We start from the raw sequence: 12,530 nt of genomic DNA, 5'->3' as shown, positions 1-12,530 counted from the left end.
AAATTCTCGTGTGATTCCTATCGTAGGCTTGTGATTTTTATATGACAATCTCGGGATTGTCGTTTTTGTGGACGGTTGCCAGTACCATTTGCCGAAACTCTTTGTCTTTGTGGAGCCGGCCTATGGCAATGTGGGCCGCATTCTGTTGCGACTCTTTTTTGGAGTATCCGATACCGATGCCGCCCGAGATGCCGCCCAGCAGGGCTTGCGACTGGAATACCGGGTTGTTGTTCTGGTCGACCAGCGTTTCGACCAGGGCAAACTGGATGTCGATTTTGTGTTTCTGGCACCACTCGATAAGTCGTGATTTGAAGTTGCTCTCCTCTTTCGAGAGTTTGTCGAGGTCGATAAACGAGTCGATGATGCGTGTCTCGACAAACCGCTTGCAAAACTCATATCCCTGGTCGAGGTAGATGGCGCCGATGAGGGCCTCGAAGGCATTGCCATACAGGTAGCTGTTGTGCGAGCTGATGTGCATGGAGCAGGTGATAAAGCGGTCGAGCCCAATCTTCAGGGCAATCTCGTTGAGCGACTCGCGCTTGACAATCTTGGCTCGCGTGTTGGTGAGGAACCCCTCCTTGCGGTCGCCGAACCGGTGGAAGAGGATGTCGGCCACGATGGCATCGAGAATGGCGTCGCCCAGGAACTCGAGGCGCTCGTTGTTGATGCGTTTCCCCTGTTCGCAAATCGACGAGGAGCTGTGCAGGCAGGCCACCTCGTACAGGTGTATGTCGTTGGGCCAGAACCCCAACAGGTCGTGGTATAGAACATAAGGCTCCTTATGACGAAGCATAAGGAGCCTTATACGGTTATAAATCGTTTTAAGCACGTTTATTTCGTGAATTTCTTTACGATTATGCTGGCATTGTGTCCGCCGAAACCAAAGGTGTTGGACAGAGCGGCGTTTACTTCGCGTTTCTGTGCCTGGTTGAATGTGAAATTCAACTTGCTGTCGATTTCGGGATCGTCGTCGCCCTCGGCATGATTGATGGTGGGAGGTACGATGCTTTCGTCGATAGTCTTCACGCAGATAAGAGCCTCGAGTGCGCCGGTAGCGCCCAGCAGGTGACCGGTCATCGACTTGGTCGAGCTGATGTTGAGGTTATAGGCGTGATCGCCGAATACTTCCAAAATCGCTTTGGCTTCTGATTTGTCACCGACGGGGGTCGATGTACCGTGCACGTTGATGTAGTCGATCTCTTCGGGAGCCATGTGGGCATCGTCGAGAGCGTTTTGCATCACGAGTTTGGCACCTAAGCCTTCGGGGTGAGTAGCCGTCAGGTGATAAGCGTCGGCCGACATACCGCCACCTACGACTTCGGCATAGATTTTAGCCCCACGGGCCAATGCGTGTTCCAGTTCTTCAAGAATAAGGCAGGCACTACCTTCACCCATTACGAAGCCGTCGCGCGAAGCGCTGAACGGACGCGATGCCGTCGTGGGCGAATCGTTGCGGGTAGAGAGTGCGTGCATGGCATTGAATCCACCTACTCCCGATACTGTGATTGCAGCTTCGGCACCACCCGATACGATCAAGTCGGCTTTGCCCAGACGGATATAGTTATAAGCGTCGATAAGGGCATGGGTGGACGATGCGCAGGCCGATACGATACCGAAGTTGGGACCCCGGAAACCGTACTGCATGGAGATTTGTCCTGCGGCAATGTCGGCAATCATCTTGGGAATGAAGAAGGGGCTGAAGCGCGGCCCTTTTTCGGGGGCAACGGCATAGTTTCCTACCTCTTGCTCAAAGGTGCTGATACCGCCGATACCGGCCGAGAAGATAACACCGGCACGGTCTTTGTTTACTTTCTCGAGGTCGAGACCCGAGTCGGCCATGCTCTCTTGCGTAGCGGCCAGAGCAAACTGGGTATAGCGGTCGAGTTTACGAACCTCCTTGGCGTTGAAGTATTTCAGCGGGTCGAAGTCCTTTACCTCGCAAGCGAATTGAGTCTTGAATTCAGATGCGTCGAAAAGCGTAATAGGTCCTGCTCCGCTTACTCCTTTCAGCAGGTTGTCCCATGTCGTGGGGACATCGTTTCCCAGCGGAGTGATTGCGCCAAGACCTGTTACTACAACTCTTTTAAGCTCCATAAAATTATTTATTCTCTTTCTCTGCGATAGCTTTTTCGATGTGAGCGATAGCCTCACCTACAGTCGTAATTTTTTCTGCTTGATCGTCAGGGATCTTGATGTCGAACTTAGTCTCGAACTCCATGATCATTTCAACAGTGTCCAAAGAATCGGCACCGAGGTCGTTGGTGAAGTTGGCTTCGGGAGTTACCTCTGATTCTTTAACACCCAATTTTTCTACGATAATTTCTTTTACTGTTGATGCTACGTCAGACATAATTTTCAAATTTTAATTAATAAATAAATTAACGTTCTTATTTTTTGCAACTGCAAAGGAATATATTTTTCTCCGAACAAAAAAAATTTTCCCTTATAAATTACTCATTTTTTGCACATTTATCGGGTTTTTGTGCAAAAATAAGCCACTTTTATCCTCTTCTATGTTCTAAAACAGTCTCTTTTTGTTGTGTGGGACAATACTTTTTCTTTAAGTCCCGGCTATAAATATGTGTATATTTATTCAATGCAAAAGCCTAATTTTTCTAAAATGATACGGTCGGTTGTCGATGCTCCCGCTACGTGGTAGGCTCCGAATTCCCGCCGCAACGGATAGAGTCCGCGTTGCATCTCGAAGGTCTCGGGCGACTTGCGCAGCCTGAGGTCGTCGTCGAAGGGGTTGTAGGTGTCCCACACCGCCTTTTGCAGAGGCGTAGGTATACCGGCGAGGTCGATATGCGGTTGCGCCGGGGCAGGGGGAGCGATGTGTTGTGTGGGAATGTTGCACCCGATCCACCGGCTCACGGCCTCGACAATCATGCGGGTAGCGGTCGACTTGCCGTCGGCCGAATATCCGGCGATGTGGGGGGTGGCGATGAAAGCCTGTTCGAGCAGTTCCCGGTCGATGCGGGGTTCGTTTTCCCAGCAGTCGAGCACGACGGCTGCCACCTGCTTCTGCTTCAAGGCCTGTTTCAGGGCCTCGGTCTCCACGATTTCGCCCCGGGCCGTATTGATGAGGAGCGGCGAGCGGGAGAGCGCATCGAAGAACCGGGTATCGGCCAGGTGGTAGGTGGGATATTTGCCGGTTCGAGTCAGCGGGGTGTGAAAGGTGATGATGTCGGCTTCGCGACAGACGGTCTCGAGCGGGGTAAACCCGGCCGCACCCTCGGCCTCCTCGCGCGGAGGGTCGTTCAGGAGAACCCGCATGCCCAGCAACCGGGCATACCGGGCCACGATGCTGCCCACATGGCCTACACCCACCACGCCCAGTGTGCATTCGTGCAGCGGCTTGCGGTGGCTCTTGCTCCAGGCCAGCAGCGAGGCGAGTATGTATTGGCCCACCGATGCGGCGTTGCAGCCGGGGCAGTTCACCCACTCGATGCCCCGTTCGCGGCAATAGGCGGCGTCGATGTGGTCGTATCCGATTGTAGCCGTGGCAATGTATCGGCAACGGCTCTGGTCGAGCAGTTGGCTGTTGCACTTCGTGCGGGTACGTATCAAAAGAATGTCGGCGTCGCGCACGGCGTCGGCGTCTATCCGGTCGGGCGAAAGGTAGTCGATACGGGCATAGGGCTCGAGTACACCCTTTAAATAGGGTATCTTGTTATCGGCTATAATGTATGGAATCGTAGTCATAATTGTCTGCTTTTTATCCAAAGGTACGAAATTTTTGCAGGATTGTATCGAAGAACTATTTTTATATTGTGAAAATAATGGTTTTTCCTAAAACTATTCTTATGTTTGTAAAATGAAACCCGGGTACACCAGGCTTGTCGACAAGAGCCTTACAGAAAAACAGGTGTGCTCATAACGATTGGGAACTATGACTTTTGCAGAAACCTGTAATCACATTTTTTGGAACACCACACAATATTATCATCGGTTCGATAATGTGGATGCTTCGTTGGAAAATCCGTATGCCGAAGGAAGTATTGAATATTATCTGTGTCTGAAAAACTGGATCGATGTGGTTCAATGGCACCTGGAAGATATTATCCGCAACCCCGACATCGACCCCAAGGAGGCGTTGGCTATCAAGCGGCGCATCGACAAGTCGAATCAGGAGCGTACCGATTTGGTCGAGATGATCGACGACTATTTTCTGAAGAAATATGCCGACGTCGAGGTGAAGAGCGATGCTACCATAAATACCGAGAGCCCGGCCTGGGCCATAGACCGGCTGTCGATTCTGGCCGTGAAAATCTATCACATGCAGCAGGAGGTAGAGCGCAAGGATGCGTCGCCCGAGCATGTGGAGAAGTGCCGGGCCAAGTTGCGCGTGCTGCTCGAACAGCGAGCCGACCTCTCTGCGGCCATTGACCAACTGCTCGACGAGATCGAGGCCGGCCGTAAATATATGAAGGTATATAAACAGATGAAGATGTACAACGATCCGGCACTGAACCCGGTTTTGTATAAGAAGTAGCAGGGGTCGGGAGTATGTCGTATAGCAAGGTTTTAATTATTCGACTGTCGGCTCTGGGCGATGTAGCCATGACCATACCTATTGTTTACTCGGTGTGTAGGGCCAATCCCGACACGACTTTCGTCATGCTCACCCAGAAGGTGGCTTCGCAACTTTTTCTGCAGGCTCCGCGCAATTTGCAAGTAGTGGTAGCCGATGTGAAGGGTCGCCACAAAGGTATCGGCGGGCTCTACGAACTGGCCAAAGAGATGCGGGCACTGTCGATTGACGCCGTGGCCGATTTGCACGATGTGTTGCGCACGAAGTTCCTGCGAATTTTTTTTAAGATGTGGGGCATTCGGGTAGCCGTCATCGACAAGGGCCGCCAGGAGAAAAAGCAGATTACCGCCCGCCACAAGTGCGAGGCGTTGCATCCGCTGCGCACTTCGTTCGAACGCTATGGCGAGGTATTCACCGCGTTGGGATTCAAGTTCACGCCCGATTTCGGTTCGCTGTTCGGCACCGAAAAGGGCGACGAGGGGCTCTACTCTCACTTGACGCCGCCCAAGCAACCGGGCGAGTATTGGGTAGGCATAGCCCCCTTTGCCAAGCATGAGGGTAAGATTTATCCGCTCGATCGTATGGAAAATGTGGTGGCCAAGCTGGCTGCCGAACCGCATGTAAAGCTGTTCCTGTTCGGGTCGGGCGAACGTGAGCGCGACATCCTCTCCGTCTGGCAGGAGCGCTATCCCCATGTAACTTCCCTGGCCGACAAACGTCACGGTTTTGCCATCGAGCTGGCATTGATGAGTCATCTCGACGTGATGGTCTCGATGGACTCGGCCAACATGCACTTGGCCTCGCTGGTAGCGGTGCCGGTCGTTTCGGTGTGGGGAGCCACCCATCCCTGTTGCGGATTCCTGGGGTGGCATCAGAGCGAGGCGAATGTAGTGCAGTTGTCGCTCGATTGCCGTCCTTGTTCCATCTTTGGCAACAAACCGTGCTATCGGAAAGACTATGCCTGCCTGGATATAGCACCGGCTGTCATTGTCGAGCGGGTGAAAAATCTGCGGGCTCGGGCCTCGCAAGCGTAATAGTAGAGATAGGCTGCCGGGTCGAAACCCGAAATTCCCCGGTACGTTTAGTTGATAAATAATTATTCGGGAAGAAGATGAAACTGGTATTGAATCCGGCATATCGCCGGCTCGAGAAGTTTATGCAGCAACTGCCGCTCGCATTCCCTACGTTGGGCGAGTGTATCTACAAGGCTCGTAACGAGCTTCGTCAATTTTCGTACGAGGGGCAGAACTATGTGGTGAAGGGGTACAAGGTACCGATTTTCATCAATCGGATAGCCTACACGTTTTTCCGCCCGAGTAAGGCCGAGCGAGCCTACAAGTATGCCCTCAGGCTGCGGGCCATGGGCATAGAGACTCCGGCTCCGATCGCTTATATCGAGGTGAAGCGGGGCGGACTGTTGTGGCATTCGTATTTCGTGTCGGAGACCTGTCCCTATACCCGCATGATGCGCGAGTTCGACGGCGGTGGCGTAGCAGGGCGCGAAGATATACTCAAGGCTTTTGCCGCCTTTACCGTCGAGTTGCACGAGAAGGGGGTGCAGCATCTCGACTATTCGGCCGGGAATATCTTGTTCGACAAGCAAGACGGGCAGATACGATTCTCGCTTCTCGACCTCAACCGCATGCGATTTCACGCCATGACCCCGAAGATGTGTCTGGCCAACTTCAGCCGCTTCTGCCACGACGAGGTCATTGTGCGCTACGTGGTGGCCGAGTATGCCCGGTTGCGGGGTTGGGACCCGCAGCGTTCGGTCGACGAGGCCCTGGTGGCCTATCGCGAGTTCTGGTCGCGCATCGAGCGGAAAGAGGAGCTGAAGCGCCGTCACAAGAGTTTAGCCTCGTAAAATAGCGGGAATCACAAAATAAATTGCTAAGTTTGCTGTCGAAATGCGGTGAACGTAAAACATCTGTGGAAAATAATCGCTTCGACATACGAGAACAGAGAATATCGGATACCGAACGGGAATTCGAGAAGGCGTTGCGTCCCCTGTCGTTCGACGACTTCAGCGGGCAAGACAAGATAATCGAGAACCTGCGGGTATTCGTGATGGCCGCCCGCATGCGTCAGGAGCCCCTCGACCATGTGTTGCTGCACGGCCCTCCCGGGTTGGGTAAAACGACGCTGGCCAATATCGTGGCCAACGAGTTGGGCGTGGGGTTCAAAATCACATCGGGACCGGTGCTCGACAAGCCTGGCGATCTGGCCGGTCTGTTGACTTCGCTCGAGGAGAACGACGTGCTCTTTATCGACGAGATACACCGGTTGAGTCCCGTGGTGGAGGAGTATCTCTACTCGGCAATGGAAGATTTCCGCATCGACATCATGATAGACAAGGGGCCGAGTGCCCGGTCGATACAGATCGAGCTGAATCCCTTCACGCTGGTGGGTGCCACCACCCGCAGCGGTTTGCTCACCAGCCCGTTGCGGGCCCGGTTTGGGATTAACTGTCACCTCGAGTATTACGACCACGCTGTGCTGACGCACATCATCGAGCGATCGTCGAGCCTGCTGGGGGTACCCTGCACCCGCGAAGCGGCTACCGAGATAGCCCTGCGCAGCCGCGGTACACCCCGTATCGGCAACGCCCTGTTACGGCGGGTACGCGACTTTGCCCAGGTGAAGGGGTCGGGCAGTATCGACCTCGAGATAGCCCGTTATGCGCTCGAGTCGCTCAATATCGACCAGTACGGTCTCGACGAAATCGACAACAAGATACTCTCGATTATCATCGACAAGTTCAAGGGCGGCCCCGTGGGGCTCACCACGATAGCTACGGCACTGGGCGAGGACCCCGGTACGCTCGAGGAGGTGTATGAGCCCTATCTCATCAAAGAGGGATTTATCAAACGTACGCCCCGGGGACGCGAGGTGACCGACTTGGCCTATACCCACTTGAATCGTCACCGCCTCTCGGAACAGGGTACATTGTTTTAATCGAAAAAATGTAGACGCTTATGGCCGGCATGAAGAGTTTGGCAAAGGATACCGCAATATACGGTTTGAGCAGTATATTGGGGCGGTTTCTCAACTGGTGTTTTGTATTCCTCTATGTAAACGTGTTGAAGACCACGGCCGAGTATGGTATTGTGACCAACCTCTACGCCTACATGGCCTTGCTGTTGATCATTCTCACCTACGGCATGGAGACGGGCTTCTTCCGCTTTGCCAACGACAAGGAGGAGAAAGACCCGCAGAAGGTCTACACCACCGGCCTCATCTCGCTGGCTACCACCTCGACCCTCTTTTTCGTGCTCGTGTGGCTCTTCCTCTCGCCGCTGTCGAGGCTGCTGGGCTATCCCGGGCATGAAGATTATGTGCTGATGATGGCTCTGATTATCGCCATCGATGCCTTCACGGCGTTGCCCTTTGCCTACCTGCGTTACCAGCGCCGCCCCATCCGGTTTGCCGCCGTCAAGTTGCTGTCGATTTTTCTCAACATTGCGTTGAATCTCTTTTTTATCCTGCTCTGCCCGTGGCTCTATGGCATTCACCCCGAGTGGATTTCGTGGTTCTTCGACCCCGACTTCCTGGTGGGGTATATCCTGGTGTCGAACGTCATCAGTTCGGGCGTGGTGCTGCTGGTGCTTTTTCCCGAGATATTCCGGGTGCGCTACCGGTTCGACGGTCGCCTGCTGTCGCGCATGCTCAAATACTCCTTCCCCTTGCTCATCCTGGGAATTGCCGGCATCATGAACCAAACCTTCGATAAGATGTTTTATCCTTTGCTGGCAGGGAGTCGCCCCGACGCCATGTCGGAACTGGGTATATACGGGGCAGTTTACAAGATTGCGATTGTGATGGTGATGTTTACACAAGCCTTTCGATTTGCCTACGAGCCCTTCATCTTTGCGCGAAACAAGGAGGCGGGCAACGAGAACAAGAAGTCCTATTCCGAGGCGATGAAATATTTTATCATCTTCGGCCTCTTCATCTTCCTGGCGGTGATGTTCTATATCGACATCGTGCGCTTCTTCATGCCGGCGACCTACTGCACGGGATTGAAGGTGGTGCCTATCGTCATGCTGGCCGAACTCTTCTTCGGCATCTTCTTCAACCTCTCGTTGTGGTACAAGCTCACCGACCGCACGCAGTGGGGGGCCTGGTTCTCGCTGTTCGGGTTTGCCATTACGGCGGTAATCAATATCGTGGGTGTGCCCCGTTACGGCTATATGGCGTGTGCCTGGGCGGCATTTGCCTGCTACCTGTGCATGATGCTGGCTTCGTTCTTCATCGGGCAACGGGTCTATCCCATCAAGTACGAGCTGGGCAATGCGCTGCGTTACACGCTGCTCACGGCCGTTCTCTATGCGGTAGGTACTCTGGTGCCCATCGAGTCGCTGGTGTTGCGCCTGGCCTTCCGCACGGTGCTCTTGGCCCTGTTCCTGATCTATCTGTTCCGCCACGATTTGCCGTTGCGCGAAATTCCGGTATTGAATCGTTTTGTGTCCAGGTCGTGAAACCCGTGCGGGAGGCACGCAGGACTATCCTAATAGTTTAGACTATGACATTTTCCAATTTTATCGATTCGGTCAAACGATTTTTGACCCACTACCTCGACATGAGCCAAGATCGAGAGGACGAAGCCGCCTCGGTAGAGGCTATCCGGGCCGGGGTAGAGTTCAAGGGCTCGACCATCCTCATTCTGGTTTTTGCCATATTTATCGCCTCGCTGGGGTTGAACACCAACTCGGCGGCGGTCATCATCGGCGCCATGTTGATTTCGCCCCTCATGGGCCCCATTATGGGTATAGGTCTGGGGTTGGGCATCAACGACTACGAACTCATCAAGCGGTCGTTCCGCAACCTGGCGGTGGCCACACTCTTCAGTGTGATTACCTCGACCGTCTACTTCTGGATTTCGCCCCTGAACGAAGCCCGCAGCGAGCTGCTGGCCCGTACTTCGCCCACCATCTACGACGTGCTCATCGCCTTCTTCGGCGGGTTGGCCGGCATCGTGGCCATGTCGTCGAAGCAGAAGGGCAACGTGCTGCCCGGTGTGGCCATTGCCACGGCATTGATGCCGCCCCTGTGTACGGCCGGATTCGGGTTGGCCACGGGCAACTTCTACTATTTCTTCGGGGCCTTCTACCTCTTTTTCATCAACTCGGTGTTCATTGCCTTTGCCACCACGCTGGGGGTGAAGCTGATGAAGTATTCAAAGAAGGAGTTTGTCGATGACGAGCGCCGCAAAAAGGTCGAGCGCATTGTCTATACGATTCTTATCCTCACGATGGCCCCCAGCATCTACCTCACCTACAACATGGTGAAGGAGAACTTTTTCGAGGTCGCCGCCGCACGGTTTGTCTCGCAGAACTTCAACTACCCCGATACCCAGGTGTTGAGCAAGAGTGCCGAGATAGAGCATGGCAAGCGCATCATACGGGTGTCGCTGGTGGGGGCCGAGATACCGCAGGATTCCATCGCCGTGGCCCAGGCGCGGTTGCCGCAGTATGGTTTGGGAGGCGCCGTGCTAGAGGTTCGTCAGGGATACGGCTCCAACTCGATGGACATGACGACGCTCAGCAGTACGATGTTCAAGGATATTTATCTGCACAACCAGGAGCAGATAACCCGCCAGCAGCAGGTGATTGACTCGCTGGAAAATGTGACCTCGCATTACCAGCAATACGACTCGGTGGGTATTTCGGTGGCTCCCGAGATTAAGGTGCTTTTCCCCAACGTCACCGATATTGCCATCTCGAAAACCATCTTCAGCAGCATCGAGACCGATGTGCGCGATACCACCACGCTGGCCGTCGTGCGCTACTCGCGAGCCTTCTCGGCCACCGAGCAGAAGCAGTTTCAGGAGTGGTTGCAGGCCCGGTTGGGAGCCAAAAAGGTACAGCTCGTTCTGGAGCATTGAGCCGGATAGCCGTGCCGCGTAGCGCATGGCTATCGTTGAGGCTTGGCAATCGCCTGTACCTTGGGTCCCGAGTTATTTCCTCTCGTACCTGTCAAACCCTTGTATAAAAGCAGAGAACCCTAAAAGTCTCTCAGGACTTTTAGGGTTCTCTCTATGTAATGGGCCGTGCAACCCCGAGGGGCTGCGCGGTGTGTTTGGGGATTACTTCACGATCACTTTCACGGTCTCGGTGTAGTCGGCACCCTTGACAACCATGAAGTAGATGCCCGGCGTCAGGTCGTCGGTCGAGACGAAGGTGATGGTCTCTTCGGCCCGTTCGGCTTTCACCAAAGCACCCTGCATCGAATAGATTTCGATGCTTTCGGCCTGGTCGGCAGCTACGGCCATCTTTTGGCCCTGGTTGACGGGGTTGGGAGCTACCAGTACGCGGCTTACCGTAATCTCGTCGATAGCCGTTCCATCCTTGCCATAGACTTCGAGTTCGGCAATCGGGGTAGTCATCCATAATCCGAGGCCGATGGTAAAGGCTACAGCCTTGGCGTCGCGGGCTTCGGGCAGGTTGTACGACACGTCGGTACCCGCGGCTGCGGTGTTGCTCGATGGTTACTTTACCGGCCGAACCGTAGTTGGCAAAGAACGAGGTGTTGGGGTTGGCCATCATGATGTCCAGGGCATTGTTGACGTACATGCTGGCGTCGTACCATTGGATATACATGTCGTGGTTCCCGTCGGCTTCGGCACATTGGTAGAAGTATTTGATCCACTCTACCCAGTCGCTGGCCGTAGAGGCGTAGGTCTCTTCGTTGATGAACCAGCCGTCGAAGCCGTAGTATTTGGCAATCTCGTACATCTTCTCGGCATAGGGGTAGGTGTTGCCCTCTTTGGTCAGCATCTGTTCTACCCATTCCGGGTCGCCGCTGTATGCTTGGGGCGGGAAGAACACGTTACCCAGAATCTTCACACCGTTCATGTGGCAGGCGTCGATGACGGGGGCCGACGGCGGAACGATGATACCCTCGCCGGCCATGGGCACGGTCATGATCTGGTTTTTGGTGAGGCTGCGGTAGTAGGTGAAGTCGAACCCGAGCCGGTTGTTGAAGAACTTCATGTCGAGACCGGCTTCGTAGGCCGACGAAATCTCGGGTTTCAGGTCGGGGTTGGCCTTGATTTTCGGGTAGCTGATTTCGGGCCCGTTTACCCCCTGGGTGTAGGTGAGGTAGTTGTAGAGCACATAGGGGTCGGTGTCCTTACCTACCTGGGCGGCCGACAGACGCAGTTTACCGAAGGTAATCCACGAGGGGAGTCCCATGTCGTAGCGGCGCATCATGTCGCTGAATACCCAGCTGAGGTTGGCCGAGGGGTAGAAGTAGGAGCAGTTGTTCTTGGGCAGGGTCGACGACCAGTCGTTACGGGCCGTGAGGTCGAGGGCAATCCATTCGTCCCAGGCAAATTGCAGGGTACCGAATACCGACCGGGTTTCACGCTCGGTGAAGGTCTGTTCGGCGGTGTTCTTGCCCAGGGCCGAGTTGTGGTACCAGATGCCCTCCTTGGCCATGTTCTCGGAGTAGCCCGTCAGGCCGCTGGTGCGCTGGTACATGATGTTTCCACCCAGCGAGTATCCCAGGCGGAAGCGCTCGGCAAAGGTGTTGTGTCCCAAAATCATACCCTCGATGTTGTGCTCGTAGTAGCGTTGTTCCATCGACTTGTACGACTCTTTGCTCTGGTCGTCGATACCGTTGGTGCGGTTCTGCTCTTCGATGCTGGTATCGTAGTAGTCGAAGGAGTACTTGCCCGTGGCATAGAGCCAGGGGGTGAAGCCGATCTTGACCGTGTAGTAACCGAAGGCGCGCCAACGCTCGTCCATGTTGCTGTACTGGTAGTTGATGTAGTAGGGGTTCAGCTCTTGCAACGTGGGGTTCACGTAGTAGATGTGACGCTGGGTGTCGCTGCGGAAGGTCTTCAGGTCGTTCAACGGGATGTTGCGGGGAATGTAGAGCAGTTGGTATACCTCGCCGCCCTTACCGTATTGGGGACGGTCGGTGGCCTTGGTGCGGCTCAGCGAGATTTTCGAGTCCATGCTCAGGTATTTGTTCATCTTCATGCCGGCCTTGA

General features: G+C 54.4%; 11 protein-coding genes and 1 pseudogene. 6 read left to right on the top strand and 6 right to left on the bottom strand.

Annotated features, from left to right (window positions below; all coding sequences use genetic code 11):
- Positions 1–37 precede the first annotated feature (37 nt).
- From rnc to pdxB, 4 genes are all read right to left on the bottom strand, one after another.
- Positions 38–793 carry a ribonuclease III gene (gene rnc, locus NW211_RS10575; RefSeq protein WP_087409478.1) on the bottom strand — a complete coding sequence of 252 codons (756 nt, stop codon included), beginning with the start codon at positions 791–793 and terminating at the stop codon, positions 38–40.
- 38 nt (positions 794–831) lie between these two features.
- Positions 832–2,094, bottom strand: a complete 1,263-nt coding sequence (gene fabF / locus NW211_RS10570) for a beta-ketoacyl-ACP synthase II (protein ID WP_087409479.1) — start codon at positions 2,092–2,094, stop codon at positions 832–834.
- Positions 2,095–2,098: 4 nt separating this feature from the next.
- Positions 2,099–2,350 (bottom strand): acyl carrier protein, encoded by a 252-nt coding sequence (locus NW211_RS10565; protein WP_025278500.1) that lies wholly within the window; start codon positions 2,348–2,350, stop codon positions 2,099–2,101.
- 239 nt (positions 2,351–2,589) lie between these two features.
- Positions 2,590–3,705, bottom strand: coding sequence for a 4-phosphoerythronate dehydrogenase PdxB (pdxB, locus tag NW211_RS10560; protein WP_258327818.1), 1,116 nt, complete (start codon positions 3,703–3,705; stop codon positions 2,590–2,592).
- 187 nt (positions 3,706–3,892) lie between these two features.
- On the opposite strand from pdxB, the gene NW211_RS10555 reads away from it, so the two are divergent.
- From NW211_RS10555 to NW211_RS10530, 6 genes are all read left to right on the top strand, one after another.
- A complete protein-coding gene (locus tag NW211_RS10555; protein ID WP_258327817.1) occupies positions 3,893–4,495 on the top strand; it encodes a DUF4254 domain-containing protein in 603 nt (200 codons plus the stop codon).
- A gap of 14 nt (positions 4,496–4,509) precedes the next feature.
- Positions 4,510–5,568, top strand: a complete 1,059-nt coding sequence (locus NW211_RS10550) for a glycosyltransferase family 9 protein (protein WP_258327816.1) — start codon at positions 4,510–4,512, stop codon at positions 5,566–5,568.
- Positions 5,569–5,645: 77 nt separating this feature from the next.
- Complete coding sequence (locus NW211_RS10545; RefSeq protein ID WP_087409483.1) at positions 5,646–6,398, top strand: lipopolysaccharide kinase InaA family protein; 753 nt, start codon at positions 5,646–5,648, stop codon at positions 6,396–6,398.
- Positions 6,399–6,463: 65 nt separating this feature from the next.
- Positions 6,464–7,489, top strand: coding sequence for a Holliday junction branch migration DNA helicase RuvB (gene ruvB, locus NW211_RS10540; RefSeq protein WP_258327815.1), 1,026 nt, complete (start codon positions 6,464–6,466; stop codon positions 7,487–7,489).
- 20 nt (positions 7,490–7,509) lie between these two features.
- Positions 7,510–9,012 (top strand): lipopolysaccharide biosynthesis protein, encoded by a 1,503-nt coding sequence (locus tag NW211_RS10535; protein ID WP_258327814.1) that lies wholly within the window; start codon positions 7,510–7,512, stop codon positions 9,010–9,012.
- A 44-nt stretch (positions 9,013–9,056) separates the two neighbouring features.
- Entirely contained in the window at positions 9,057–10,418 is a 1,362-nt protein-coding gene (locus NW211_RS10530) for a TIGR00341 family protein (RefSeq protein WP_087409486.1), read from the top strand.
- Between the two features lie 201 nt (positions 10,419–10,619).
- Here NW211_RS10530 and NW211_RS14185 read toward each other — a convergent pair whose 3' ends face one another.
- Together NW211_RS14185 and NW211_RS10525 are read right to left on the bottom strand one after the other, a co-directional pair.
- Positions 10,620–10,805, bottom strand: coding sequence for a T9SS type A sorting domain-containing protein (locus NW211_RS14185; protein WP_367182367.1), 186 nt, complete (start codon positions 10,803–10,805; stop codon positions 10,620–10,622).
- Between the two features lie 250 nt (positions 10,806–11,055).
- Positions 11,056–12,495 (bottom strand): annotated as a pseudogene (locus tag NW211_RS10525) (TonB-dependent receptor domain-containing protein); the annotation flags it as partial.
- Positions 12,496–12,530 lie beyond the last annotated feature (35 nt).

Origin of the sequence: Barnesiella sp. ET7 (assembly GCF_024733785.1) — a bacterium.
Lineage (GTDB): Bacteria > Bacteroidota > Bacteroidia > Bacteroidales > Barnesiellaceae > Barnesiella > Barnesiella merdigallinarum.
The sequence above is the reverse complement of the archived record's forward strand: the minus strand, read 5'-3'. Positions and strand labels throughout refer to the sequence as shown.

What these genes read in the sequence shown, in the direction of transcription:
- rnc (WP_087409478.1), bottom strand. Translation starts at nt 793, where the DNA reads ATGCTTCGTCATAAGGAGCCTTATGTTCTATACCACGACCTGTTGGGG.
- fabF (WP_087409479.1), bottom strand. Translation starts at nt 2,094, where the DNA reads ATGGAGCTTAAAAGAGTTGTAGTAACAGGTCTTGGCGCAATCACTCCG.
- NW211_RS10565 (WP_025278500.1), bottom strand. Translation starts at nt 2,350, where the DNA reads ATGTCTGACGTAGCATCAACAGTAAAAGAAATTATCGTAGAAAAATTG.
- pdxB (WP_258327818.1), bottom strand. Translation starts at nt 3,705, where the DNA reads ATGACTACGATTCCATACATTATAGCCGATAACAAGATACCCTATTTA.
- NW211_RS10555 (WP_258327817.1), top strand. Translation starts at nt 3,893, where the DNA reads ATGACTTTTGCAGAAACCTGTAATCACATTTTTTGGAACACCACACAA.
- NW211_RS10550 (WP_258327816.1), top strand. Translation starts at nt 4,510, where the DNA reads ATGTCGTATAGCAAGGTTTTAATTATTCGACTGTCGGCTCTGGGCGAT.
- NW211_RS10545 (WP_087409483.1), top strand. Translation starts at nt 5,646, where the DNA reads ATGAAACTGGTATTGAATCCGGCATATCGCCGGCTCGAGAAGTTTATG.
- NW211_RS10535 (WP_258327814.1), top strand. Translation starts at nt 7,510, where the DNA reads ATGGCCGGCATGAAGAGTTTGGCAAAGGATACCGCAATATACGGTTTG.
- NW211_RS10530 (WP_087409486.1), top strand. Translation starts at nt 9,057, where the DNA reads ATGACATTTTCCAATTTTATCGATTCGGTCAAACGATTTTTGACCCAC.
- NW211_RS14185 (WP_367182367.1), bottom strand. Translation starts at nt 10,805, where the DNA reads ATGGCCGTAGCTGCCGACCAGGCCGAAAGCATCGAAATCTATTCGATG.